The 209-nt window shown below is 47.4% G+C and carries 1 protein-coding gene; it reads left to right on the top strand.

What is annotated here, in order from left to right; genetic code table 11:
* On the top strand, positions 1-209 hold a 209-nt coding region (locus tag A3750_RS04650), incomplete at both ends, for a GDP-mannose 4,6-dehydratase (RefSeq protein ID WP_156498401.1).

Here is a 209-nt window from a genome sequence, read left to right as displayed (position 1 = left end):
CAGCATAAGCCTCAGCGGGTCGTTAATCTCGCTGCACAGGCAGGGGTTCGATATTCCTTAGAAAACCCACAAGCTTATATCGATGCGAATATTGTCGGCTTCACCAATATCCTTGAAGGCTGTCGCCATCATAAGGTGGAACATCTCGTTTATGCATCAAGCAGCTCTGTATATGGGGCCAATGAGAGCATGCCTTTTTCTGTGCATGA

It is taken from the genome of Oleiphilus sp. HI0079, from assembly GCF_001635105.1.
This window is presented reverse-complemented; position numbering and strand designations above follow the sequence as displayed.